Below are 24,049 nucleotides of genomic sequence, written 5' to 3'. Positions count from 1 at the left end.
CTTATCACTTTATTACCATCATAAAAAACGATGAAATAGTGATTAACGTAAGTGGTGATACTCTTTGACTTCCCTTAACTGCAATACCCTATCTCAGAGACGTTATTAACATGCTTTAATCTGACATTTCACGTTTTCAACATTATGGTTTACCATGTCTGTATATCCATAAAGTAGATAAATTACGGTAGGAAACCTTGTCAAATTCAGCTAATACCCCCACTTTCTATATCCATGACTACGAGACCTTTGGTACGCATCCTGCGATGGATCGCCCTGCGCAATTTGCCGGTGTCAGAACAGATATGGATTTTAATATCATTGAAGATCCTCTGGTCATTTATTGCAAACCGAATGATGATTACTTACCTCAGCCAGAAGCCGTCATGATAACGGGGATCACACCACAAATAGCACTAAAGCATGGTGTATCAGAAGCTGAATTTACTCGCCAAATTCATCAAGCCTTTAGCCAGCCTAACAGCTGTATTATGGGTTATAACAATTTACGCTTTGATGATGAAGTCACCAGAAATATCTTATATCGTAATTTTTATGATCCCTATGCCTATAGTTGGCAAAAAGGAAATTCACGTTGGGATTTACTTGATGTTTTACGTGCATGTTATGCATTGCGTCCTGAGGGAATTAATTGGTCTGAGAATGATGATGGTTTTCCGAGTTTTCGCCTTGAGCTATTAACTAAAGCAAATGGGATCTCCCACGAAAATGCGCATGATGCCATGTCAGACGTTTATGCAACTATTGCGATGGCAAAAAAACTCAAACAAGCGCAACCTCGTATGTTTGATTATTTCTTTAATTTACGTGATAAACGTAAAGTACAAGCACTGATAGATATCCCAACCATGACGCCGCTTGTGCATGTCTCTGGTATGTTTGGTGCAGCGCGTTCTAATTTAAGCCTTGTAGCTCCTTTAGCTTGGCATCCAGATAATCGTAATGCGGTGATTGTTTGTGATTTAGCTGCGGATATTTCCCCTTTATTAACCCTCACTTCAGAGCAATTGCGTGAGCGCTTATATACTCCTCGCAGTGAGTTATCTGCCGATGAGCCACCAGTTCCGATAAAATTACTGCATATTAATAAATGCCCTATCGTTGCACCTAAAAATACCCTCAGATCTCAAGATGCCGATAGAATTGGATTAGATATTGATAATTGTTTAAATAACCAAGCAATATTGCTGTCTAATCCTGAGATCCGCAATAAAGTCGTCGAGATTTTTGCTCAGCAAACACCATTTACCCCTGCAGATGATGTTGATGCTCAATTATACAATGGCTTTTTTAGCGATAATGATCGTAGCGCGATGGAAATTATTCGCTCAACACAGCCACAAAACTTACCAGCACTTAATTTAACTTTTGAAGATCCACGTATGGAGCCGCTGTTTTTCCGTTACCGTGCGAGAAACTTCCCAGCCACATTAACTTATGATGAACAACAACGTTGGTTAGCGCATAGAAAAGAGCAATTAACGCCAGAAAAGCTGACTGAATATATCAATACCATTCAGCTGTTAGCAGAAGAACATAGCGATAACGAAGAAAAGCTAAAACAACTGCAAGAGCTATATTTATATGCTCAAGAAATTGCGAGTTAAAACTATTTTATAAGTTATTAATCATTACCAGAGATTATTATAATCTCTGGTATTAACACACCTTTTTAGGTATAAATTATTTATTTATTTATTTACGAATAGCTACGCATAAAAACCAAATAAAAATAAATATAATAACCACTCATATTTTATACCGAGGTTATTATGCGTTTTAATGTAAAAGAGTGGAATGCTGTTTCTGAGTTATTTACAGGAAGTTTATTATTAGGAAATGGTTCATCAATTGCTATAGATCCTAATTTTAATTACTCTAATTTGTTTTCCAATGCTAAGTTACCGGAAAATGTGAAAAGTATTTTTGATTCTTTTCACTCTCAAGATTTTGAATATATCTTAAGAAAATTTACACAAGCTACAGTAATAAATAATATCTTCGATATTGATTGTAATGATATTCATCAGGCTCATAGTCAAGTAAAAAAAACCTTAATTAATACAGTTAAAGGTATTCACCCTTGCATTGATAAAGTTAGAGATAAAATTAATAATTGTGCTAGTTTTATTAAGCAATTTGACACAATATTCAGTTTGAATTATGACATTATGCTTTATTGGGCTATCATGCAAGTTAATGATAATCACCCATATCCACTTTTTAAAGATTGTTTTAATCGCAGTAGTTTTTATGAGGATTTTGAAGAATACCGCGAATACAAAGGTAATCGTTCCAGTCTTGTTTTTTATCCTCATGGCAATCTTATTCTTGCAAAGGATGAAAATGATGAGGAGTTAAAATTAAGTATTCTGGGTGATAATCATCTTATCGATCAAATTAGTCAAAATTGGGATGACCATAATTATTCTCCGCTGTTTATCTCTGAAGGTACAAGTGAAGAAAAATTAAAAACTATACGTTCCAGTAACTATTTAACACGTATTTATCATGAAGCGATTCCAACAATTAATGATAGTTTACTCATTTTAGGCTGGAGTATGGGAACACAAGATGAACATATATTAAAACAAATTCCTTTTAATAAAATTAGGCATCTTGGGATCGTGGTTTTTATGAATGATAATTATGAAGATACATGTAATAATTTTTATTCTCGTATTCGTCAATTTATTGATCCAGACAAAACTAGTATTTATTTTATTGCTCATAATAGCAAAGCATTATGGGCTAATGACTAAATAGACAAAAGGCAGGTTTCCCTGCCTTTATTATATTTAGCTATCATAGGATAAAAAACTTATTCTTTGTTTTCTATATGATTAACTTCAGCTTGATGATGATTATGCCCGCAACCACACTCTTCTCCCCAATATTTTAATTTGGAGGTTTTACCAATGCCTGGGTTCATGCTATTTGTCGGATCGTTATGTTTATAAAACGCTTTTAATTGCGGTTTTGCATAATAGAGATGTCCTACATTATGCTCTGCTGGATATTCCGCACCACGTTTGTCTAGTAAGGCTAACATCTGTGCTTTAAGCGCCTTAGCGTCAACACCTTTTTTAATAATATAATCTTGATGCATAACGTGACACATAAAGTGACCACAGTACAATTTATAGAGCAATTGGTTTTCTATTTCAGGAGGCAGTTTTTCAAACCAATCTCGATCATTACGACGCAATGCAATATCCAAAGGTAGCACATCTTCCACATCGTTAATATGAACGGCATGATAACGCACCGCAGCACCCGCGGCGGCAAAACGATGTAAAAAGGCTTTATTACCTTCTTCTTCTGTACATTCGAAATAATCCCCCGTGGCATGTTTAAAGTATTCTTTTAAATAAGTTGAGGCTTCTTCTATACCACTATCCGCCATTCTTAGCATTAAATGGTGCTCATATTTATCGCGATATTCTGTCATACGAGCAGGTAAATGAGCAGGCCATAACTTACTCATCAATTGCATTGTTCTATCAGTTAGATTCTTAGGCAAAAATGGCACTTTATTAAGAACAGCATCAACACGCCCTTTAATAGCAAATAATGCTGGCATCTTATCTGTACCTAACTTATCAATAATTAAAAAGGTATCTTTGCCATAAACTTCTGCCATCTTGTAGTAACTTCGATGCATATACTCACCCGCAACGGGTAATACCTTAAATTGGCTGAGAATATGGCGACGGATATCTTCTAACTCATCAGGATCATTGGTCCCAATATAGAAAACTTGAGTGCGATGATCAGCAGGAAAAGTATCTAATCTTACGGCAAAAACAGAGAGCTTACCGGCGCTTCCCGCCGCTTCAAAGAGACGTCTTTCGTCATTATTAAATCGAGATGGTGTATCTGCATCAATATCACGTACTCGCTCACTATATTCATGATCAGATGCCAGTTTATCCGTCGCATGAATTTGTTTCGCATGATAATGTCGATTATCCAGATTGGTTAATATCTCTTCCGGAGTGTCACCTAAATCAATTCCCAAATGGTTGATAAGCTCTGCTTCACCTTGTTCATTAACACGGGCATAAAGAGATAACTCAGTATAAGCAGGACCGCGGCGCACTAATGCACCCCCTGAGTTATTACAAATGCCTCCAATCACCGAAGCACCAATACAAGAAGACCCTATCACTGAATGTGGCTCTCTTCCTAATGGCTTTAATACTTTTTCTAAGTGCCATAATGTACTGCCAGGAAAGGCAATAACTTGGTTATAGTCAGAAAGAACTTGTATTTTATCTTGGCGCAAGGTACTGATGATAACAATATCACGATCATAGTCATCACCACTGGGGGTTGAACCTTCTGTTAACCCCGTATTTGCCGCTTGCATAATAATAATTTTATCGGCTTCAACACAGGTTTTAAAAATACGCCATTGTTCTAATAAAGAGCCAGGGAATACCACTGCCAGTGCTTTTCCCTGCCCGGAACGGAACCCTTTACGATATCGCTCTGTTTTATGCTCTTGGGTTAATACATGTTTTTTACCGACAATACCTTCTAACTTACGAATAAAATGCTGGTTTGTGGAGCTGCTACTCTCATTCATTGTCCCTATCCTATTCCTGTCTTGTCTGATTTTTCTATTTATCACAATTTAATTTTTATTTAAAAATAATGAGATAAAAAGAAATGTATTATCAATATAACCACTTTTATACCATTGTGAGCAAGTTAATCACAATAAATTAGCCACTAGTTTGATAAAATAATTATAGCTACCATTAATAAAACGCTTTTTACAAAGAGTATTTATCATTCCATGATTAAATATTCTCTTTCATTAATTTCTCTATTGCTAAATTATTCCATGCTTGGCAACTACGGCTTTGATAACTATTTTGATTGGTGGCTAAAGCTAATTGATAAGATAACGTAGGGGAAGTAATGGGAATAACCACTAAATCATCGATAGGATATTTATTACACATGCTATTAGGTAACAGTGTGATCCCGACACCGGCTTTAACCATTGCAATAATTAAATCTAAATGATTACTTCTCCCCACAATTTGTGGTTCAGTGTTATAAATCCCACAAGCACTACGTACCAAATCATTAATACGAAAATCTTCTGAAAAAAAGATAAACCGCTCTGTAATAAGCTGTTTAAAATTAACCTTCTTATCTTTAGCCAAAGGATGGGATTGTGCTACTAATAACATCAAGTGATCTTCTGAAAAAATGGTTAATTCAAAATCTTTATCATTAAAAGGTAACATCACTGCAGCGGTTTCTACCGTGCCTTCTAACATCGCATCTTCCATCTGTTTGGTGCCCAGCTCAAAAATTTTAAGTTCAACATTGGGATGGCGAGAGCTAAACGCCATGATAATATCAGCAAAATAGGTTGAGGCTATAACAGGAGGTAATCCGACATTTAAGGCGCCTGTTAAAGGTTCATCTTTATCATTTAATGCTTTATTCATACTATTAAATTGAGCGAGGATCTGCTTTGCATGCTCATATAAAATAGCACCGTCATCGGTTAATTTTACCCCATCCACTTCTCTTATTAATAAAACAGTGCCTAATTCATCCTCTAATTTTTTAATGCTACGGCTAATAGCTGGTTGTGTGATAAATAGAGCATCAGCAGCTCGGCTAAATCCATTTAATTGAACAACTTCAATAAAATAGCGTAAAACACGAATATCCATAAATAATTTTTACCTTATTACTTTTGGTTATACCCCCAATAATAATAAACCATTTCCTTAAAAACAAAATTAGCGATAGAACATTAAGCATAATGTAAGAACTTTACTATCACTTAGTAGATTATTATTTCAGATTTTTTGGAGATTATATGACAAACACAGTTATTAAGTACGTTTTAGACCGATTATATGATTTAGGTATCAAAGATATTTTTGGTGTTGCTGGTGATTATGCCTTCCCTATTGAAGATACGATTTGCAACAGCCAACAACAGCGTTGGATTAGTAACTGTAATGAATTAAATGCGGCATATGCTGCAGATGGCTATGCCCGAATTAAAGGTATGGCAGCATTATCCACTACCTTTGGCGTAGGTGAATTAAGCGCGATTAACGCTATTGCTGGTGCCTATGCTGAAAATTTACCGATTTTCCATTTAGTTGGCATGCCAGCAAGTGGCGTACAAAAAAGTAAACGCCTTGTGCATCATACTTTAGGTAATGGTGATTTTGATGTTTTTTATCAGATTGCTCAGCGCCTTGCTTGCGCTCATACTATTTTAACACCCGAAAATTGTGTGGAAGAAATGGAGCGCGTAATAGAAGCGGCATTAAAAGAGCGTCGTCCTGTTTATATTGGTATACCTTCAGATTATGCTAATAGTCAAGTAGTAGAGCCGTTATCTGTTACCACACCACAAAAGCCAACAAGTGATAAAGCAACATTAGAAAAAGCAGTATCAGCAATCGTTGAGAAACTCTCTCACAGCAATAATGTCTGTGTATTACCAGGCTTTTTATCTGCACGTTTAGGGTTAACAGATAAAATCCAGCATTTTATTGATAAAACAGGTTTACCTTATGCCACTATGTTTATGGATAAAAGCATATTAAGTGAATCTAACGCGCAATATGTTGGTATGTATGACGGACAATTAATGACACCAGAGGTCAGAGAATTTGTTGAAAGTAGTGAATATATATTAGGGATCGGTACATTACTGACTGACTTTAATACAGGCAGTTTCACTGCTAATATAAAATCAGAACAATTTATCAGTATCATGCCAGACTATGTTGAAATTGATTCTGTGATCTACTCCTGCGTTTATATGACAGATATTCTTTCTGAATTAACCCAACGACTGCCAAATAAAACTTATCATAAAATAACAGCGAAAGGATTAGGTGAAGCGGTTATATCTGATAATGATAAAATTACAGCACAATATCTCTATCCTCGTTTAGAACAATTCTTTAAGCCTAATGATATTATTATTGCAGAAACAGGGACCTCATCCATGGGATTAGGCTTCGCTTTATTACCTGAAGGTGCACAATTTCATAATCAAACACTATGGGGCTCTATTGGTTGGGCAACACCGGCGGCATTAGGCGCTGCGTTAGCGGCACCAGAAAAACGCATTATTTTAATTACCGGTGAAGGCTCTCATCAATTAACAGTACAAGAAATTAGTCAATTTGTTCGTTTCGGTTTAAAACCTATTATTCTAGTATTAAATAACGATGGTTATTTAATAGAGAGATTATTATGTGATTACCCCGAAGCTTATTATAATGATTTAGCTCAGTGGAACTATCATCAGTTACCTCAAGCCTTTGGTGCAACAGATTGGTATAGTGAAAAAGTGACGACAGCAAGTGAACTCGATAATGCGTTAAATAAAGCCGCATTAACAGATAGTGCATCTTATATTGAGATAATCACAGAGCGATATGAGGCCTCTGAATTAGCGCAAAAATTAAAAGAATCGAAAAGCTCGTTATATTCATTCTAAAATGAATAAGTAGAATAACTAATTAAGCATTTAACAGTATAAAATAGATAAAGCTTAGCTAATTTGCTTAATAAATAAGGTATAATTTAAATCATCGGCATACTCTAATTTTTATTTTTAATATAGAGAATATGCCGATATTTTTTACTACATTGGTCACACTATATTCAAACTATCATATAATGTTAGTAAAAATAATAAAAAAACTCTGAATAAATTACTGCAAAATAATTTAGAAAATATCTCTAATATAATAATGCCTGTCATAAAAATTAAACATAGCTAATATAAATTAGCTCTCAATTTTTTAGAGACTATGGCTTATTTTATGAAAAATATCGTAATACCTACCTCGTTAAGCTGCTTTTTTTTACTTTTTTCCCATTCAACATGGTCTGAAACCAATATTTCACAAACCAAACAACGAATTATCGACCAACGTAATTATTGGTTAGATGAGATCAAAAATGGTGTTATCACAACTAGCCCTCAAAAAGGATCGAGAACCGCCGAATTAGATAGAATAATCAGCAATAATTATCAAGCCATTACCGGCGAACGTAGAGAACTTGCCGAAGCGGATAAGTCACAGTCTCATACTTATGTGTTTAATACCTATGCTAATATTTTATTTGGTGATAAGGCTAAATCGATCAACTTTAGCGATATTCAAGCTTATCAAGATCTCAATAAATTACATAGCACAGGCACCTATGCTTATGATACAAACAAAAAAAGAGTACGCTCGATAGATTTTATCTTAAAAGAACTTTTTTTACGTGGTCGACCTTATCAAGTACTTGATAAAGAAGGTCATTATCTTGATAATTACACCACTATAACAGGCTCATCTTATCCCAGTGGTCATACGTGGAACGGATACAAACAAGCTGCAGTGTTATCCATCTTATTCCCTGAAAAGGGCAGTGAAATGTTTGCCCGAGCAATAGAATATGGTGAAAGTCGAGTTATTGTCGGAGCACACTTCGCAACAGATACCATCGCATCCAGAATAGGCAATTATTACCTGCTGTCACAAATGCTTGCAGATGATGACACCACCCGCACTTTTGTAGAGCTTGCCAAAGAAGTCCGCCAAAATGTTGCTAACCAATGCAAAAATCAACATTGCTTAACGACCTCGACAACAATCACTAACGATGAAACAGGTTATTACGCAACCAAAGATCCAGAGCCTGCGCCACGCATTACCCCTAATGAAATACCAACATCTGCCAACGCTTTACTGCGTTTACGCTTTGCCTATTTAACTAAAGAGCAACGACAATCTATCTTAGCGAGTACCGCCTACCCGAGTAATTCATTGGCTGGCTGGGCTGCAAACAAAGATGATCCAAACGCCAATTGGGGATTAATTAATCTCCCGAAAGCCTATAATGGCCCTAGCTATTTCTACAATCATTTTATTGTTAATCAAATAACTAATGAATTTGACTTTGCTGAATTTGGTCAACTTGATGAATGGAAAAATGATATTAATGGGCCTGGCAAATTAATCAAACAAGGCAATGGCACCTTGATCTTATCAGGCAATAACCATTTTGCTGGCGTTGAAGTTAATCAAGGCCATTTACTGCTCACTGGTGAAAACCACTATGCAAAAAATTCTTCCATTAATGGTGGTACATTGCTTCTTGAAGGAACACTAAACTCTTTACTAGATGTAAACAAAGGAGCATTGCTATTAAATGGTGGGAGCGTTGATTCTCAAGTCAATATCAATAACAAAGGGATACTTTCTGGTAAAGGAAAAATTAATAAGCTGGCTGTTTATTCAGGAGGCATCGTATCACCGGGTCATTCAATAGGTACAATTAATATCGATGATACTGTTATTTTTAATTCTGGTGGCAACTACCATGTTGAAATAAATTCACAAGGTGATAGCGATAAAATAATCAGTTTGGGTACCGCGACACTGAATGGTGGAATGGTTAATGTATCGCTTGAAAATAGCCAAAATCTGCTAACAAAAGATGATGTTCAAAGTTTATATAACACAAAATATACCATTTTAACGGCAGATCACGGTGTTAATGGTCAATTTACTGATGTAAATCCAAACTATCTTTTTTTAGGTACCACACTGTCCTACGATAAAAATTCAGTAATACTAAATGTCGGAAGAAATAACACCGCCTTTTCAAGTGTGGCTAAAACAAAAAACCAACTATCAATCGCCAATGCGATAGACGCATTACCCTTGGGACATCCTATTTATGAAAGCATTATAAGAATGGATACAGGGAATGATGCCCGCTCTGCCTATAATCAATTAACAGGTCAAATTCATGCGGATATCTTATCTAACCAACTCAACAATAGCCGGCAAATAAAAGAAACACTCCTCTCTCAGGTTAAAAATGCAGAAATAATTAATAGAGAGAAAGAAAGTACAGATAACAAAGGTCATGTTTGGGCTAAAATTCTCTCTAATTGGGAAAAGACTTCCAATGATGGCAATGCAAATAGCTATGATGCTTCCACTTATGGCGTACTATTAGGTGCAGATCAATGGGTTAGTCACGATAAAATGCTGCTTGGTATTGCAACAGGGATCACCAAAACCTCACTATCTGGTTATAACAGTCACGCAAATAGCGAAAATTACCACTTATCACTCTATGGTGGCTATGATTTTGACACAATCGCGTTACGTGCTGGTGCATCTAATACCTTTCATCGTATCCATACAACAAAATCGGTCAACTATGGTGTACAGTCAGATAAAAATAAGGCGAATTACAATGGGAACACTAGCCAAATCTTTATTGAAGCAGCTTATCCCATCACCCTCTCAGATACACAATTAGAGCCTTTTGTTAATTTTGAATATGCCAAAACAAAAAACGCCACCATTAACGAGCAAGGTGGACGAGCAGCCTTACAAGCCCATTCGCAAACTCTAGAGTCAACCACCTCCACTACAGGGCTACGTTTAAATAACCAATGGAAATTTAACAGTAAATCAACGGTTTCTCTCTATGGTGAGCTAGGCTGGAGACACCAATATAACGATGTAGAACGAGGGATCCATTTACGCTTCACACAAACCCAGCCTACATTTATAGCAAATAGTGTTGATGCTGCTCGAGATGCACTGGTGGTAAAAGCTGGAACAACTATCCAAATTAATGAGACATCAAAAGTCTCAATTGGATATAGCGGATTAGCGGCAAGAAATCAGCACGATAATGGTATTGATATAAAACTCTCTATCGCGTTCTAACATAAACAAAAAATGGCCTCACTGATGAGGCCATTTTTAAACAATCAACACACTAAATACAATTTTATTTCTCTGGCATTTGAGGCATAGGTCGACGGAATCGACGAGTGATCCACACCATATAAAGTATACCAATTGCCCCCCAAATCAGTCCTAATTCCATAGAGCCTGGTTCAAGGTTTACCCACAGTACCCCCATTGTCGCGGCACCAATAATCGGTAATATAAGATAGTTAATATGATCCATTAACCCTTTATTACGACGCTCACGAATGTAGAACTGCGAAATAACAGATAAATTGACAAAGGTAAATGCCACTAACGCACCAAAGTTAATTAACGCTGTAGCAGTGACTAAATCAAAAAAGATCGCCCCTAGCGCTAAAAAGCCAACTAACAGTACGTTAAATGCCGGTGTACGCCATTTGGGATGAACATAACCAAACGCTTTTTCAGGGAATACACCATCACGTCCCATCACATACAGCAGACGCGCAACACCTGCGTGAGCCGCCATACCCGATGCTAATACCGTCACACAAGAAAACACTAAGATAATAGACTGGAACAAGGCCCCTGCTACATACAGCATAATCTCAGGTTGTGACTCTTCTGGATTTTTAAAACGTGAAATATCTGGGAAATATAATTGTAAAAAATAAGAAACAGCGATAAAAATTAAACCACCGATTAACGCAGTTAAGAAAATCGCTTTTGGTATCACATTACCGGCATTGGGTGTTTCTTCAGATAAGGTACTAATGCCATCAAACCCTAAGAACGAGAAGCACAAAATTGTCGCGCCGGTTATCATTGGGATTAATTCAGCATCTACTGACGCAAATGGGCGGAAAGTCCATAACTCCCCTGTACCTTCGCCGTTATATACGCCATGAATTAATAAACCAACAAATACCACCATTACAGCTACTTGAATAACAACAATAACGGTATTTAAGTTAGCCACAACGTTAATTCCGCGTAGATTAAAAAATGTCATTAACGCGACTAACGCAACAACAAAGATCCACGGATCAACGCCTGGGAATATGGCTTGTAAATAAATTTTAGCCAATAAGATATTTATCATTGGCATAAATAAGTAGTCTAATAATGAAGACCACCCAACCATAAAACCAACATGTGGGCTCATGGATTTTTGTGCATAAGTATAAGCAGAGCCTGCTGAAGGGAAACGCTTGACTAATTTCCCGTAGCTCACTGCGGTAAATAAAATAGCGGTTAACGCAATAGCATAAGATGTTGCCACATGACCATTGGTTATGCCTGATACAATACCGAAAGTATCAAAAATCGTCATAGGTTGTAAAAATGCCAACCCCATCATGACGACTTGCATTAGCGTCAATGTCTTGCGTAATTGAACACGGTTATTAACACCAGTTTGATTGGTGCCGATAGAGGAGATGACATTATCTGACATGAGCGAACCCTCCCATAACTTCGAACTGAGTACTTGATAAACTCAACCGACAGTTACTGGGAAGACTTCGCATCTGTCTATAAACAGAATAGAAAGAAGTTTTTGAGGACAGGAGTGAGTTTAGGAGACGCCGTGCTCCGTAGTCATCATTACCGCAGGTGCCGTTAGGCCCGACTGCGAAAGAGAATAATTGTACCATATTAGCATTCCTCTATCACGACAACCCTTTCTCTAAGGGGCTGGCTGCTAATCAAATTATGTTATCTATTCAGACTAAAATAAGTCTGACCTCTTGGTGTAGTAATAAGTAAAAAGCAAAAAAAAACCGATGCAGTTAAAACGCATCAGTCATATTTTTAGTGGGCGCATTTTGCACGTCTCAGACTTAAATAGCAATAGATTTTCATCAAAAAACCACCTTTTTTTACGATCTTTTTAAATAGCAAACTAAGTTAGCCTTTACTGTCACATTTCATTGACAATATTTGCGTTTTTATCACAAAGCCTAACTTTGAGATATAGCCTATTGTCGTTTGGTATTAAACAACAAAAATCATTAATACATTAACAATCAAAAAGTTAATTAATTTTGCATGTTATATACAACAATACCAACCAAAATAAAGCATCAATGATACATAAACAAATCTAATGTAAATTAATTGCTTCTTTCACGCTATAAAGACTAAAAAAGATACAGACAACTGAAATACCATTATTTTTCAACAAGCCATATAGAGTAATCAAAAACGATTTTCAGTAATAAGAAAAAAAGATTAAGTATTCAGTAAAGATAGTCAGTGGTTAAAACAAATGAACCTTATTTTTAGGTGATTCATTAAACTAAATATAAATGCCTATTATGCATTTTGCCAGTATTGGCTTTAATTAAATAACAAAAAAAGCTCCACATAATGTGGAGCTAGATTGACACACACTGAGGGATAAAACTAGAAGTTGTAGTTTAATCCGATGTTATAACGACGGCCTTCTAAGGTTGAACCGTAATTATCTCTTTCGATGCGACGATCAAAAACATTATAGACGCCACCGATCAGATTAAGTTGCTTCGTTAGACTATAGCTAGTACCTACATCAACAAAGGTGTATGAAGGTGTGCTCTTAGCCATTGAAGTACGTGATAAATAATCTGATGTCTTACCACGGAAATTAATGCGTGCCCAAGTTTCCATTTCAGGCGTGGTTTCCCAATTTAAGGTCGCGTTTGCCATATGGCGCGGTTGCTTATTCAGAGGCTTACCTTTGAAATCGCCACTCTTTTGTTCCGTATCTGTGAACGTGTAGTTTGCTGCTAAATTCCATTCTGGAGAAATAATCCAGTTAGCAGTAACTTCAACACCGCGCATATTGGCTTTATCAACGTTAGTTCTATCACTTACAAAATCATAAGGGTCGCCACTATTACCAACACCATCAGCTAATGTACAATCGCGCATACCCGGTGCTTTGTCTGAACGACTATCGCAACGACGAACTTCTGTTATTTTATCTTTAAAATCAGTATTATAAATCGTCAAACTTGCCGTTAAGTTATCACGATTATCCCAAATAATACCAATTTCCTCTGTCACCGATTTTTCTGGTTTTAAGTCAGGATTACCGTAAATAACTGCATCATAACGACCACCGCCAGTCCCTTGTCCCCAAGTAGCTGTCGCTTGACGTAAATCCGGTGAACGATATCCAGTAGATACCCCACCTTTTAATGTCCATTCATCAGCTAAATGCCAAACACCATAAACTCGCGGTGTCCAGTGAGTACCAAAGTTTTCATCTTTATCCATCCGTAAACCGGCGGTTAAAGCGAAGTCGTTTGTCAATGTCCACTCATCTTCAGCAAACAGCGCCCAACTATAGCGATCTAGCTTATTATTACCTTTAAGCTTATTGCCTTCATCTTTCAGCTCTTCATAGCGATATTGACCGCCGACACTTAACATATGATCACCAAACATAAAGACGGTTTGGTTACGAACAGTTGTATCATCATAATCCATTTTACGTGATGGATTGCGGCTTTCATCGCGCTGAACATAGGTATTCATAGTACCAAAATCATAAATACCATCATGGGTTAAGGCATAATGCGTTAGCTCATAATCAGTAAAGCTACTTTGTGGTGCCTTTCCTTTAACAAGTTCAGCTGATTTTGAATAGCCAACACGTGAATCACGATGTTGATTATCTTTTTTAAATTCAAATTCAACGGTATTTTTCTCATCTGGTGTCCAGCTTAATGTACCGCCACCACTTGCCGTGATCTGACGGTTATAGCCATCAACACGTCTATCTTCACCACGGTGAGAATATTGCCCTTGCAGCTTTAGACCTAACACATTATCAATCAATGGACCTGCAGCATAGAAACTACCTTGTCCTGTATTCCCTTCATTTTTACGCTCAGTCAACGTTGTGTTACCACGTAAACTAAAGTTCCATTCTTTTTGCGCTTTACGCGTAATAATATTGATAACGCCTCCCATGGCATCAGAGCCATATAAAGAAGACATAGGGCCTCTTACTACCTCAATACGCTCAATCGCGGGTAAAGGCGGTAACCAGCCTTGTTCAATACCTGAGTTATCACTATTAGGACGCGTTTCACGAGATGCAACACGCTTACCATCGACTAAGATCATGGTATACTTAGGATCCATACCACGAATACTAATATCAGAGCTACTACCGCCCCCTGTCACTAGCACCCCCGGAACATCTTTTAGCGCATCAGTTACATCACGATATGATTTTGTTTCTAATTGTTCACGAGTTACAACTGAAACAGAAGCTGGAGCATCTTCAACAGTCTGTTTAAATCCCGAAGCGGTTGTCACCAGTAACCTTTCAGGATCTTCTGCGGAAGCTGTCATCACAAAACTTGATGCAAGAGCAGCAACAACGCCAAGCGCAATTTTATTTTTCTTTAACACTACCATTCCCGATTCTCCAAGAATATATATTCTTTAAGTTTTATATAGATGGACAGCTCGACAGTTGCTCAACAATGAAGGTAATTAATTTAATTACCCTTAGTTATTTTGATATTATTTTTATATCCCTATTGACTAAATTCCTATACTTCTGCTGTTATTGTTTTATGCTTCTATAAGATTTTTATCATTCAAGTAATTTGACATATGAATTTTCTTTTAAAACAATGTGTTAATAAAATCCTATTAATAGTGACAATATATTTATCAGGCTTGTCTGTAGATTAATCAAACAAATATATACCTACACCTATTTGCATATTGCTATTGATTTTCTATCCAGCTGTTTCATTAACAGATAAATATGCCAAAGTTTAACCTGATAATTTATTCATCACTTTTTTGCATTAAAATTAATTAATTGAGAATAATGTGACAAATAAGAAGAAAATTCGCTTAATTGATATAATACTCGATATTCAATATATGACTTCTTATACAACGATGCGTTATTAGATGAGCTAAAAATCGCTCTAGAGAGTGGATGATGACGCTTTACATACATCAGATCTATTTTCTATAACCAATAACACTGTCGTCACATTATTATGCAATAAACTGTTTGCTAACAATAAAGCAAATAAGAATACTTATCAATGCGATTGCGAATATAAATTAGAATTTTCTCTTATTTGTGTAATTATTAGTCATAGAATAGAAAAAGAGCCGGCTAAATTGTGATAAAGTTCACAAATTAGCCGGCTCTCTATTTAGTGATAAAACTAACTATTTTTTGTTTTCAATATGCTCAGGAAACTGCATTTCACTGTAACGAATAAAACGTGTTTTCTTCACTATTTTATAGGTAAACCAAATCAGCAGGAATAATGGGATCCCAATATAGGTTGCCACAACACCATACCAGTCAATAGTATCTTCTAAAAATGCCTGATAGTTTTGACCTAATGTAATAATTAAACAGAGGATAAAGGCAAAAATAGGTCCTACAGGGAAGAAGCCTGAACGATATGGCAATTCATTCAGATCACGACCTTGTGCTACATAACCCCGACGAAAACGGTAATGACTGATTGCAATACCTAACCAAGCAATAAATCCTGTCATACCTGATGTATTTAATAACCATAAATAAACCGTTTGGTTACCATACATTGAGCTTAAAAAGCATAAACCCGCAACCACTGTTGTTGCATAAAGTGCATTACGTGGAACACCGTTTTTAGATAATTTACCAAAAAATTTCGGCGCTTTACCTTCTCTTGCTAAGGTAAATAACATACGCGTAGATGCATACATACCGGAGTTCCCTGCCGAAAGCACCGCCGTTAAAATAACTGCGTTCATGATAGCGGCAGCTGAAAGTAACCCTGCATTTTTAAATACCAGTGTAAATGGACTCACACTGATGTCACCCACATCATTACGTAGCAAGTTAGGATCGGTATAAGGAATGATTAAACTGATAATTAATATAGCTAGGATATAAAACAGTAAAATACGCCAAAAAACTTTACGTACTGCTTTAGGAATATTTTTCGCAGGATCTTTCGACTCCCCCGCTGCGATACCGATAAGTTCAGTTCCTTGGAAAGAGAACCCAACAATCATCGCTACCCCTATCATGGCGGCAAAACCACCAGCAAAAGGCGCATCGCCGATTTCCCAGTTGTGCCAACCTGCATTTTCAGCGCCTTTCATAATACCGGTGATCATCGCAATACCCACCGCAATAAAAATAATCACGGTCGATACTTTAATTAATGAAAACCAATATTCCGCTTCACCAAATCCCTTTACAGAAATATAGTTAAGCAAGAAAATAATAGCTAAAAATAACGCACTCCAAATCCAACCATCCACATCAGGGAACCAATACAGCATCACGAGCTGCGCGGCAACTAAGTCAACTGCAATCGTCACAGCCCAGTTGTACCAGTAGTTCCAGCCTAGTGCGAAACCAAATCCTTCATCAACATATTTAGAGCCATAGGTTGAAAAAGATCCGGAAACAGGCATAAATGCCGCTAACTCACCAAGACTGGTCATAAGGAAATAGACCATAAGCCCTATTAATGCGTAAGAGAGTAATGCGCCCCCAGGCCCTGCTTGAGCAACAGTTGCACCTGATGCGACAAAAAGCCCTGTACCAATTGAACCACCAATAGCGATCATCGCTAAATGTCGCGCCTTTAATTCTCGACGCAAAGTGCGTACCGCACCCGATTTTGCGGTATCTGTTTGTTGTTCTGACATTATCATTCCACGGTTATATTCATATTCCTAGCATCGATTGTAACAAATCTGGCTGTGGTGAATAGCAAGGATCTAGGATTATAAGATACCTTCATAATCGGGCGTCAATTATTAGTAACTTATCAAGCGTTGTCGATTAAATGTTCAGCATTACAATATGAAAGTAATTTTTTGAGGGCATCAGAGACATGTTTTTGGCGGTGATAGACCAAATATAAAGTACGTTGTAATTTTAGACCTTCGACCTTTATCTCTTTTAAAGAGCCACTCTCTATTTGATCTTGGATCACTCGGCGAGATAAACAACTAATCCCCATTTCATACATTACAGCATGTTTTATCGCTTCTGAATTACCTAATTCCATTTCGATTCGATATCCGGGTAATGAAGCAAACAGCAGATGATTGAGTACATCTCGCGTCCCTGAACCATTTTCACGTAAGATCCACGGCGCGGATTGAAGATCGGCTAATGTCACTGTTTTCGCCTTAGCTAAAGGATGTTCAGGGGAACAAAATATGACCATTTCATCCAGTAGCCATTTTTGACTGATCAATTCAGAGCTTTGGCAAGCCCCTTCAATCAGGCCTAAATCAACACGGAACTCACTGACTGATTTGACGACTTCTTCCGTATTACCAATGCTCATTTCAAGTGGAATATCGGGGTAGTTACGATGAAAATTACCCAACATTTGTGGCAAAATATAATTACCAATAGTGGTGCTAGCAGCAATACGTAATGCACCATTTCCGGATTGAAATAACTGCTCGACTTCCGTAGCTCGCTCAAGTAAAGAGAGTGCCCTTGGATATAATAATCGCCCATGTTCATTAGTTACTAAGCGCTTCCCCACTCTATCGAAAAGTTGTACTCCTAACTGAGTTTCTAGATCAGTTAAAGAAGCACTCACAGCGGATTGAGATAATGCCAACTGTTGTGAAGCCTGTGTTGTAGAACCACTTTTAAGTACTTCAGTAAATACTTCCAGTTGTCGCAATGTAATACGCATGTCCATCCCACCTTTTAGCTGTCATAGTAATAACATACTATCCACAAACCAATAACATACCAAGAACAATTGTGAAAATATACCTATATTAGTTTTAGTGGTTATTATTATAAAAATAATGAATTTAATAAATAATAGTATCTGTTATATGCTTATGCAAAATTTACATAAGCAAGGTTTTTCTATGTCAGAGCAAAGTCAAACAACCACATTGGCTAAAAAATGTTTTATTCCTGTTTATCGCTGGCTCCCTGGCTTGCTGCTAACAGGTATATTAACCGCCCTCGCTATTTACGTAGGTGATATTCCATGGTTTTCCAGTATGGGGTTAGGTGCTCTTACACTGGCTATCTTATTTGGCATTATTGCGGGTAATACGGTTTATCCCATCGCTAAACCTTATAGTGATGAAGGCGTTAAGTTTGCCAAACACTATTTACTACGTGCGGGGATCATCCTATACGGTTTTAGACTCACTTTTCAGCAAATTGCAGATGTAGGTGCAACAGGATTAATTATTGACGCTATTATGTTGACCTCAACTTTTCTCATTGCAATGTGGGTGGGGAAAAAATATTTTGGTCTTGATGATCAAACCGTCATGTTAATTGGTGCTGGTAGTAGTATTTGTGGTGCGGCTGCGGTCATGGCAACAGAGCCTGTTGTCAAAGCTCAGGCGAGCCAAGTTGCGGTGGCTGTATCCACTGTCGTAATTTTTGGAACTATCGGTATTTTCCTCTACCCATGGTTTTTCCATCTTAACGCTTTTGCGGGTTGGTTACCTTTTAGTGAAGAAACTTTTGGTATCTTCGCTGGTTCAACCATACATGAAGTCGCTCAAGTTGTTGCGGTGGGTCATTCAATTAGTCCAGATGCAGAAAATGCAGCCGTAATTAGTAAAATGATCCGCGTGATGATGCTGGCACCTTTCTTAATTATCCTTTCTACTTATATTAGTAAAAAGGGCCGTAAAACAGTAGGTGCGACAACAGAAAAAAGTCCGATAACTATTCCTTGGTTTGCTGTGTTCTTTATCTTAATGGCTGGTTTTAATTCATTTAATTTAATTCCTGCCGCTATTGTGAGCTATATCGTTACTATTGATACTATTTTATTGGCAATGGCGATGGTAGCACTAGGTTTAACAACGCATATTAGTGCGATACGTCAAGCGGGTGTAAAACCACTACTGCTAGCTTTATTTCTCTTTTTCTGGCTAACGTTAGGTGGTGCTGCTATTAATATCTTTATCCAATCTGTGTTGATGTGATTGTTTAATCTATCCTTGAGTATGTACCTCCGTATTGCGCAACTTATTCTAGTTTAAGTTGCGCCTTTTTATTTTCCTCATATTCAGATGTCAATAAGCCCCCGATTTGTTATCGTAGTGTGAAATGAGATTAGAGGAGAACTATGATGAAATTTGTTGGCGCACATGTCAGTGCTGCAGGTGGTGTTGATCAGGCTGTATTACGAGCTCATGAGATCAAAGCAACGGCATTTGCTCTTTTTACTAAAAATCAGCGCCAATGGAAAGCAGCCCCTTTATCAACTGAATCGATTGATAAATTTAAAAAAAATTGTGAAATCTATGGCTATGGTCCTGCACAAATTTTACCACACGACAGCTATCTGATTAATTTAGGGCATCCAGAAGAAGAAGCCCTTGAAAAATCAAGAGCCGCTTTTCTCGATGAGATGCAACGCTGTGAGCAATTAGGCATTGAATTACTTAATTTTCACCCAGGTAGCCATTTAAAAAAAATCGATGTTGATAAATGTCTGCAACGCATCGCTGAATCAATTAATATCACCTTAGATAAAACTCAAAATGTAACCGCAGTGATTGAAAATACCGCTGGACAAGGCACTAACTTAGGCTATCGTTTTGAACATCTCGCCGCTATTATCGATGGTGTAGAAGATAAATCTCGAGTGGGCGTTTGTATTGATACTTGTCACACTTTTGCTGCAGGTTATGATCTACGTACCGTTGAAGACTGTGAAAAGACCTTTGCTGAATTTGATAATATTGTCGGCTTTCAATATTTAAAAGCCATGCACTTAAATGATGCTAAAAGCGAATTGGCTAGTCGTGTCGATCGCCATCATAGTTTAGGCAAAGGCAATATTGGCAAAGTACCCTTTACTTATATTATGCAAGATACCCGTTTTGATGGGATCCCACTTATCTTAGAAACAATTAATCCTGATATTTGGCCAGAAGAAATAGCTTGGTTAAAATCACAACAAACTCAATAACCTTATTTCTTTTTTACTTGCGATTTGGTGTACTAAAATCGCAAGCCTCTATTTTTTTATCCGTATGCTATTTTGGAGTCTCTCATGTCTGTAGTCGTTGGTGTTGGAGTGATCATCGTCAATGAAAAAGGTGAAGTATTATTAGGTAAACGCTGTGGTAAACACGCCCCTTATTGGTCAATTTTTGGTGGCCATGTCGATCCGGGGGAAACCTTTGAGCAATGTGCTATTCGTGAAATTGAAGAAGAGATTGGCATTACCATCCCTACTCCTGAAGTGATTGGGATCAGCAACAATCTACAAACTTATCAATTAGAAGGTAAACATACCGTATCTATCTGTATGCTAGCGCAATATCAAGGTGGCGAGCCTAAGTTAATGGAGCCAGATAAATGTTCTGAACTACGCTGGTGCTCACCTGATGATTTACCTGAACCTCATTTTGAAGCGAGCCGTAATTCTATTGCTTTATGGAAAAGTAAACGTTTCTATCAACCTTAATTAACACTCTTCATCATTATTCTGAATATTCTTTATTCAGAATAATGTTTTTCCCCTACTTAGTTATTATTCAACGTGATCTTTTTTCTGTTTAATTTCCTTTATTATATTTGGCTTATTTTTGAACATAAATAATTTAATTCATTGATTTATATATAGATAAAAACTTATTGTACTATTTTTATTCATTTTTTTATTTAATAAACAAGGAAGTGCTCTATTTACACCCTCAGATCAAGCGTGTATTCTCTACACTATCAAGCTAGTACATTGAGTCATTTTTTATAAGGACATGTTATGTCAGAAGTCACATCCATTGCTAAACGCCCATCTATACTCGGTGGTGCGATGATTATTGCCGGTACGGCGGTAGGCGCCGGTATGTTCTCCATCCCTATTGTGACTTCCGGTGTGTGGTTTACCGGCTCTATCTTTTTACTCATTTATACTTGGTTTTGCCTATTTATGTCTGGCTTAATGATCTTAGAAGTTAATCTTCACTACCCCCTAGGATCAAGCTTTCATACAATTACCAAAGATTTATTAGGTAAGGGGTGGAGTACCATTAATGGTCTTTCTATTGCTTTTGTTCTCTATATTTTAACTTATGCCTATATTTCTGCAGGTAGTTCCATCATTGTGCAAAATTTTGCTAATGTGGTTAGCTTGCCACAAGCCGTTGCAGGCTTACTATTTGCTCTTGTTGTTGCTTTCTTCGTTTGGTTATCAACCCGAGCCGTTGATCGCTTAAGTACCATATTAATTGGCGGTATGATTGTGGCTTTTGTATTTGCTATCGGTGGATTATTTACCGAAGTGAAAATGCCAGTATTATTTAATACAACAGAAAGCCATGCCAGTTATTTACCTTATGCACTAGCCGCATTACCTTATTTATTAACCTCCTTTGGTTATCACGGCAATATTCCTGGATTAGTCACCTACTACCGTAAAGACGGTAAAGCCGTGATGAAAAGTCTATTAATTGGTACCTTGATTTCGCTGGCTATCTACATTTTATGGCAGTTTGTTGTACAAGGTAATATTCCTCGTGAAGGCTTTAAACAAGTCATTGCTGAAGGCGGAAATATTGGTAACTTACTGGCACAAATGCGTATCAATACAGCAAATACTTCCGTTTCATTCTTATTAGACTTGTTCTCATATATGGCATTAGCGAGTTCATTTTTAGGCGTGTCTTTAGGGTTATTTGATTATTTAGCTGATTTCTTTAAATTCTCAAATACAGGGACAGGACGTTTAAAATCGGCCATCGTAACTTTTGTACCACCTACTATTTTAGCGATTATTTTTCCTGATGGCTTCTTGTATGCTATTGGCTTTGCAGGACTTGCAGCCACAATTTGGGCGGCGATTATTCCAGCATTAATGGCAAAAGCCAGTCGCCAACGTCATCAGCAACAAAGCTTTAAAGCACCTGGTGGCACCTTTATGATTATCTTTGTGATCTTATTTGGTGCAATTAATGCGATTGCACACATATTAGCAAACTTTAATCTCCTACCTATTTACCGCTGATCTTCCGTCAAGCCAGCAATATGCTGGCTTGAACCTTCTTCTGCCAAAAAAATATTGCGAAATACTTGCCAAGTTTCAGTACTACGAGTAATTTTGTCGCCATTATCGTCAATGCTATTTATAGAAGGTTACCTATGGCAAAAGCTAATGAAATTAAGCGCGGTATGGCTATCAGTTATAACAATAAATTATTATTGGTAAAAGATATCGACATCCAAGCGCCAAGTGCTCGCGGTGCAAGTACTTTGTATAAAATGCGCTTTACTGATATTCGTACAGGCCAAAAAGTAGAAGAACGTTTTAAAGGGGATGATATCCTCGATACTATCAACTTAACACGCCGTGCGGTCAGTTTCTCGTATATCGATGGTGATGAATATGTCTTTATGGACAATGAAGATTATACACCTTACACCTTCAAAAAAGATCAGATTGAAGAAGAGCTGCTGTTTATTCCAGAAGAAGGCTTAGCTGGAATGCAGGTCTTAACTATGGATGGACAAGTTTTAGCTTTAGAGTTACCGCAAACTGTTGATATGGAAATTATCGAAACAGTACCGGGCATTAAAGGTGCGTCAGCGAGCGCTCGTACTAAGCCTGCTACTTTACCAACAGGATTAGTCGTTCAAGTTCCTGAGTACCTCTCTACAGGGGATAAAATCCGTATTCATATTGCTGAACGTCGCTATATGGGTCGTGCTGATTAATTAACCGCCAAAAACCACCCTCACACAGTCATATTTTACTGATGTGATGCTAAATAGGTCAGATAATCGTAAGAAACCCACTGTGACAACGATTATTTGACTTGTTTACCTAATCATTCCCTGTCAATACATAATTAAAAATATTGCACATTAATTATGCCATTTTTCTCAGCACCATCCATCCAACGAATTTCAGCTTTCCCCATATCTTGAGGCAGTATAATTGATGATGATTGTTCAAAAGAGGTAGGGAAAATAGACTGGGTTGATGTAAAGACTTTGTTATTTTTGTAACATTGGTACTCAGCTTGATCGAGTGTGAAATTAATTTCACAAGCTGGATCAACAATCGCTCCTCGTACATAAATCTGTCCTGTGGTTTGCTGTGCTGTTGACGCCCAAGCAAATGATATCGAACTGGAAACGAGAAGACTGCATAAAATGGTCAGATATTTTTTCATAACGACCTCACTTCTTGTTTGCGCAGTAGGTATGAGGATCACGCCTACTCGACATACTTTTATCATAGCAATAAAATATGACATTCATATAGACACAATAAGAATGTTTGATGTCTATCAAATAT

At 37.2% G+C, this 24,049-nt stretch carries 17 protein-coding genes; 9 read left to right on the top strand and 8 right to left on the bottom strand.

Annotated elements, in window-relative coordinates:
* Positions 1-197 precede the first annotated feature (197 nt).
* Positions 198-1,628, top strand: a complete 1,431-nt coding sequence (gene sbcB / locus GWI58_RS12695; RefSeq protein WP_161769239.1) for an exodeoxyribonuclease I — start codon at positions 198-200, stop codon at positions 1,626-1,628.
* Between the two features lie 165 nt (positions 1,629-1,793).
* On the top strand, positions 1,794-2,783 hold the full coding sequence (locus tag GWI58_RS12690) for a DUF4917 family protein (protein ID WP_049196724.1): 990 nt from the start codon (positions 1,794-1,796) through the stop codon (positions 2,781-2,783).
* Positions 2,784-2,842: 59 nt separating this feature from the next.
* On the opposite strand, the gene dld is transcribed toward GWI58_RS12690, so the two are convergent.
* The gene (gene dld, locus GWI58_RS12685) at positions 2,843-4,612 is read right to left on the bottom strand and encodes a D-lactate dehydrogenase (protein WP_161769238.1); all 1,770 of its coding nucleotides are present in this window, start codon (positions 4,610-4,612) and stop codon (positions 2,843-2,845) included.
* A gap of 217 nt (positions 4,613-4,829) precedes the next feature.
* On the bottom strand, positions 4,830-5,723 hold the full coding sequence (locus tag GWI58_RS12680) for a LysR family transcriptional regulator (RefSeq protein ID WP_161769237.1): 894 nt from the start codon (positions 5,721-5,723) through the stop codon (positions 4,830-4,832).
* Positions 5,724-5,872: 149 nt separating this feature from the next.
* On the opposite strand from GWI58_RS12680, the gene GWI58_RS12675 reads away from it, so the two are divergent.
* On the top strand, positions 5,873-7,522 hold the full coding sequence (locus tag GWI58_RS12675; RefSeq protein ID WP_110229356.1) for an alpha-keto acid decarboxylase family protein: 1,650 nt from the start codon (positions 5,873-5,875) through the stop codon (positions 7,520-7,522).
* Between the two features lie 316 nt (positions 7,523-7,838).
* On the top strand, positions 7,839-10,772 hold the full coding sequence (locus tag GWI58_RS12670; RefSeq protein WP_161769236.1) for an autotransporter domain-containing protein: 2,934 nt from the start codon (positions 7,839-7,841) through the stop codon (positions 10,770-10,772).
* A gap of 64 nt (positions 10,773-10,836) precedes the next feature.
* Here GWI58_RS12670 and GWI58_RS12665 read toward each other — a convergent pair whose 3' ends face one another.
* The 5 genes from GWI58_RS12665 to yieE form a co-directional block, all read right to left on the bottom strand.
* Positions 10,837-12,216: an APC family permease gene (locus tag GWI58_RS12665; RefSeq protein WP_004247065.1), complete on the bottom strand. Its 1,380-nt coding sequence runs from the start codon at positions 12,214-12,216 to the stop codon at positions 10,837-10,839.
* Positions 12,206-12,415 (bottom strand): hypothetical protein, encoded by a 210-nt coding sequence (locus tag GWI58_RS17900; RefSeq protein ID WP_017628390.1) that lies wholly within the window; start codon positions 12,413-12,415, stop codon positions 12,206-12,208. Before GWI58_RS17900 ends, GWI58_RS12665 begins: the two co-directional genes overlap by 11 nt.
* A gap of 751 nt (positions 12,416-13,166) precedes the next feature.
* Complete coding sequence (locus tag GWI58_RS12655; protein ID WP_161769235.1) at positions 13,167-15,173, bottom strand: ligand-gated channel protein; 2,007 nt, start codon at positions 15,171-15,173, stop codon at positions 13,167-13,169.
* Positions 15,174-15,953: 780 nt separating this feature from the next.
* Positions 15,954-17,441 carry an amino acid permease gene (locus GWI58_RS12645; protein WP_161769234.1) on the bottom strand — a complete coding sequence of 496 codons (1,488 nt, stop codon included), beginning with the start codon at positions 17,439-17,441 and terminating at the stop codon, positions 15,954-15,956.
* A 122-nt stretch (positions 17,442-17,563) separates the two neighbouring features.
* A complete protein-coding gene (gene yieE / locus GWI58_RS12640; protein ID WP_094959093.1) occupies positions 17,564-18,454 on the bottom strand; it encodes a DNA-binding transcriptional regulator YeiE in 891 nt (296 codons plus the stop codon).
* A gap of 184 nt (positions 18,455-18,638) precedes the next feature.
* Between yieE and GWI58_RS12635 the strand changes: the two genes are divergently transcribed.
* The 5 genes from GWI58_RS12635 to yeiP all read left to right on the top strand — a co-directional run bounded on the left by GWI58_RS12635 (position 18,639) and on the right by yeiP (position 23,463).
* Positions 18,639-19,724, top strand: coding sequence for a YeiH family protein (locus tag GWI58_RS12635; protein ID WP_004247810.1), 1,086 nt, complete (start codon positions 18,639-18,641; stop codon positions 19,722-19,724).
* A 146-nt stretch (positions 19,725-19,870) separates the two neighbouring features.
* Positions 19,871-20,716 (top strand): deoxyribonuclease IV, encoded by an 846-nt coding sequence (gene nfo / locus GWI58_RS12630; RefSeq protein WP_161769233.1) that lies wholly within the window; start codon positions 19,871-19,873, stop codon positions 20,714-20,716.
* Between the two features lie 84 nt (positions 20,717-20,800).
* A complete protein-coding gene (locus GWI58_RS12625; protein ID WP_012367754.1) occupies positions 20,801-21,217 on the top strand; it encodes a nucleotide triphosphate diphosphatase NUDT15 in 417 nt (138 codons plus the stop codon).
* A gap of 297 nt (positions 21,218-21,514) precedes the next feature.
* Positions 21,515-22,756 (top strand): tryptophan permease, encoded by a 1,242-nt coding sequence (gene mtr, locus GWI58_RS12620; RefSeq protein ID WP_064505934.1) that lies wholly within the window; start codon positions 21,515-21,517, stop codon positions 22,754-22,756.
* A 134-nt stretch (positions 22,757-22,890) separates the two neighbouring features.
* On the top strand, positions 22,891-23,463 hold the full coding sequence (gene yeiP, locus GWI58_RS12615) for an elongation factor P-like protein YeiP (RefSeq protein WP_161769232.1): 573 nt from the start codon (positions 22,891-22,893) through the stop codon (positions 23,461-23,463).
* A 134-nt stretch (positions 23,464-23,597) separates the two neighbouring features.
* Here yeiP and GWI58_RS12610 read toward each other — a convergent pair whose 3' ends face one another.
* Positions 23,598-23,924 carry a hypothetical protein gene (locus tag GWI58_RS12610; protein WP_161769231.1) on the bottom strand — a complete coding sequence of 109 codons (327 nt, stop codon included), beginning with the start codon at positions 23,922-23,924 and terminating at the stop codon, positions 23,598-23,600.
* Positions 23,925-24,049 lie beyond the last annotated feature (125 nt).

It is taken from the genome of Proteus sp. G2674, from assembly GCF_009915195.1.
Lineage (GTDB): Bacteria > Pseudomonadota > Gammaproteobacteria > Enterobacterales > Enterobacteriaceae > Proteus > Proteus mirabilis.
The sequence above is the reverse complement of the archived record's forward strand: the minus strand, read 5'-3'. Positions and strand labels throughout refer to the sequence as shown.